This window comes from Polaromonas sp. P3_C2 (genome assembly GCF_056402675.1).
On record NZ_JBFUGX010000434.1, the window covers coordinates 1 to 3611 of the forward strand.

A 3611-nucleotide genomic window follows, 5' to 3' on the forward strand; every position below is an offset into this window, starting at 1 on the left:
GGCTCAATCTGGCGAAAACGGTCCAGCACAGATTGAGCCCAAGGTGCTGATCGCCTGCAACGGCGTGCACTACGGCGGCAAGGACATCGACCGCCGCAGCGTGGTGGCCGAGCTGGCCGCCGCGCTGCCAAGCGCCACGCACGTGATCCTTCACGAGGTGCTGCCCGGCAATTCAAATGCTATTGATTTGATAGCTGATTGCGCACACCTGCAAAGCGCCACAGCCCGAAACGATGCACAAACAGCGGCCTTCGAGCCACTCTGGCTGCCGTTTGACCATCCATTGTGGATCGTCTATTCCAGCGGCACCACCGGCCTGCCCAAACCCATCGTCCACGGCCATGGTGGCGTGGCCTTGGTGGGGCTGGCGCTGCTGCGCCTGCACAACGACCTGGCACCCAGTTATGCCGACCCGGCCAATCCGGAACGCTTTCACTGGTACAGCTCCACCGGCTGGATCATGTGGAACGTGCAGGCCGCCAGCCTGCTCAACGGTACCACCTGCTGCATCTACGACGGCAACCCGGCGGGCACGAACAAGGACAAGCCCGACTGGACCACACTGTGGCGCTTTGTCGCCAACACGCGTGCTACTTTCTTTGGTGCGGGTGCGGCCTTCTTTGCCAACTGCATGAAGGCGGGGATTGACATTGCGCAGTGTGGTGACCTGGGCCGGCTTCGTACGCTGGGCACAACTGGATCACCGCTCAGCGAAGACACGCAGCGATGGGGTACCGCGCAGTTCGCAAAGCTACGTGATCGGGAAAACCGGACACGCCTGGCCGCCGGGCCGCCCCAAGGCCAGGCAGCCCCAATTTCAGGGGAAAGGGGCAGCGTAACGCCGGAGGTACACGAAGTGAAAAGCGTGGGGGCACCAATCTGGTGGTGCAATATCTCCGGCGGGACTGATTTCGCCGGTGCGTTTATAGGCGGCAACCGCGAACTGCCCGTGGTTCCCGGCGAAATGCAATGCCGCATCCTCGGCTGCGCGGTCGAGGCCTGGAACGACAAGGGCGAGTCCGTTGTCGATGAAGTCGGTGAGCTGGTCTGCACGCAGCCGCTGCCGTCCATGCCGCTGTACTTCGTTGGCGACAAGGACAACCAACGCTACCTCGCGAGCTACTTCGACACCTACCCCGGCGTGTGGCGGCATGGCGACTGGCTCAAGGTTACGCCCTCGGGCAGCTGCATCATCTATGGCCGCAGCGATGCCACTATCAACCGCCACGGCCTGCGCATGGGCACCAGCGAGCTCTACAGCGCGATTGAGGCGCTGCCCGAAGTGCTGGACTCCATGGTGGTCGACCTCGAATACCTGAGTCGCGAAAGCTATATGCCGCTCTTTGTGGTGCTGCGGCCTGGCCATGTGCTTGACGAAGCGATGAAGGTGCGCCTGAACCAGGCCGTCAAGACGGCGTTGTCGCCGCGCTTTGTGCCCAATGAGATTTTTGTCGTGCCTGAAATCCCACGCACGCTATCCGGCAAGAAGCAGGAGCTGCCGATCAAGAAACTGCTGCTGGGCCAGCCGTTGGAGAAAGTCGTCAACAAAGACGCCATGGCCAACCCGGGCAGCCTGGACTGGTATGTGGCCTTCGCGCAAAGCCGGCGGGTGGAGACAGACCGCCCCGCGTGACGTCATGATGCCGGCCGCAAGCCGGTCAGGTCTGTTCGCGCAACCACCGCGCCAGGTCCGTCACGACCCGCAGGCCGATGGGCGACACCGCCGTGAAATGTATACAGGCATGAATGGCACTGGGGTAGTGGCGGTGCGTCACCTCTACCCCGGCAGAGTCCATGCGCCGGGCGAGGGCGTGGCCCTCGTCGCGCAGCGGGTCGTGGCCCATGGTGGCGACCCATGTGGCGGGAAGGTTCGCCAGGCCCCCTGAGTCCAGCAAAGCAAAGTCAGGATGCTTGTCCGCATCGGTCTGCTTGCCGAGATAGCTGGCCATAAACCACTGCATCACGCCCATGCTGAGAAATTTGCCTTCGTTCTCCGGGTAGGAGGCGCTGGGCTGGCTGGGGTGCTGTGCCACCGGATAGATCAGGCCGAGCGCGCGAACGGCTTTTGCGTTCACGCGCCGTGATGCCACCAGTGCCAGCTGCGCGCCGGCGCTGTCGCCGGCCACAGCGATACGGTTTGCGTCGCCGCCCAACGCAGAGGCATTTGCGAGTACCCAGCGCAAGGCGGCCTCGACGTCGTCCGGTGCGGCGGGGAAGGGGTGCTCCGGCGCCAGCCGGTAGTCCACCGCCACGACCAGCATGCCGCTGTGGTGGCACAGCGTGCGGCAAACCTTGTCGTGGGTCTCCAGATCGCCGATCACAAAACCACCGCCATGCGCATACAGCAGCACGGGCCAGGGGCCTGCAGCTTCGGGCCGGTATACACGAAGGCGCAGCGGACCGCTGGGGCCGGGGAAGCTGGTGTCGTTCACTTCCCCGATGGCTGGGGCCGGCAAGCCCAAGGTGCCGGCCAGCTCGCGGTAAACCTGCCGCGCGATGGCGGGGGGCAGGCTTTCCAGGGGCGGGTTGCCCTGCGCGGCCGCCTGCGCCAGAAAGCCGGCCAAGGCGGGGTCCAGCGGAGCCGTCTCGAGCACGGTGGGGATGGTAGATATGGTCATTGCAGTCCTTGGCAGTTCACAGTTGCAGTACAAGGGTCAGCGCGGAACCGGCTTTGCCGGGCCGCAGGCGCCTAGGGGGTGTCACCGAATTAGTTTTCCATCGCGCGCCCGCATGCCGATCTCGACATGGTCCGAAGCGTGGTGMCGCTCCCGACCGAACGAGAGCCTGAAGCCGCCCAGGTCCAGTGCTCCAAGGCTTTCAATCGCCTCGCCGAGGCGCTGGCTGTCGGTGCGCGGGCCGGCACGGCGCAAGGCTTCCGTGCAGACACGCAGGTTCAGGTAGGACTCCAGGCCTTCGAAGGTCATAGCCTCGGGGCCGATGAAATCGTCTGCATCGCGCTCGAGCTCACGCACGATGGGCAGGCGGGCCACCTCGGGATTCGGCACCACGCTGGTGTAGCCCACCAGCCGGTTGCGAAACAGCCGTGTCAGCTGCGTCAGCCCCGCCGTCGACAAAGTGGCGATGGTGGACGGCACACTGTCATAGGCTGCGGCCGGAAGCCGCCCCAGCGCATCCAGCACCTCGTTGCCCAGGTTGAGTACCAGGGCCTGCGGCGCGGCCTTGGCCACGTCGCGGAATGCCGCTTCGATGGACGACAGCCGCGCGTCGGCGGTGATGCGTGTGACCTGCCGGCCGTCGCGTTGCAAGGCTGCCACCAGCGCCTCGGTGCGCGCCGGTTCGGAACCGTCGGCCAGCACCGCCACCCGGGTGACGCCGATGGATGCCAGCTGGCGCGCCAGTGCATCGGCYTCTCGCGCATCATCCGGCCGCAGGCTGAAAACATGGCGGACATCGGGAGAACGCAAAGCCGACGCGCCCGACATCGGGCCGACCAGCGGCACGCGAAGTTCACGCGTGGCCTGGGCGGCCTCAAGGCAGGCCCGTTCACCGAGGCAATTGGCGATGAGCACTGCCTTGTGCTGGCCCACCAGGATGCGCAGGTTGGCCGCCACGCGCCGTGGGTCGCCGCCGTCATCCAGCGTCACCAGCTC

Annotated in this window: 3 protein-coding genes; 1 reads left to right on the forward strand and 2 read right to left on the reverse strand. The window is 65.5% G+C overall.

Annotation, left to right across the window (positions count from 1 at the left end; genetic code table 11):
- A partial coding sequence (locus tag AC1DWI_RS16605) for an acetoacetate--CoA ligase (RefSeq protein ID WP_477725242.1) occupies nt 1-1633 on the forward strand: 1633 nt, incomplete at its 5' end.
- Nucleotides 1634-1658: 25 nt separating this feature from the next.
- Here the strand turns inward: AC1DWI_RS16605 and AC1DWI_RS16610 are convergent.
- Both AC1DWI_RS16610 and AC1DWI_RS16615 read right to left on the reverse strand, forming a co-directional pair.
- The gene (locus AC1DWI_RS16610; protein WP_477670365.1) at nt 1659-2618 is read right to left on the reverse strand and encodes an alpha/beta hydrolase; all 960 of its coding nucleotides are present in this window, start codon (nt 2616-2618) and stop codon (nt 1659-1661) included.
- Nucleotides 2619-2699: 81 nt separating this feature from the next.
- Nucleotides 2700-3611, reverse strand: a 912-nt coding sequence (locus AC1DWI_RS16615) for an ABC transporter substrate-binding protein (RefSeq protein WP_477725243.1), incomplete at its 5' end; no start/stop codon positions are given.

Coding starts and splice junctions, on each gene's coding strand:
- AC1DWI_RS16610 (WP_477670365.1), bottom strand. CDS start 2,618: ATGACCATATCTACCATCCCCACCGTGCTCGAGACGGCTCCGCTGGAC.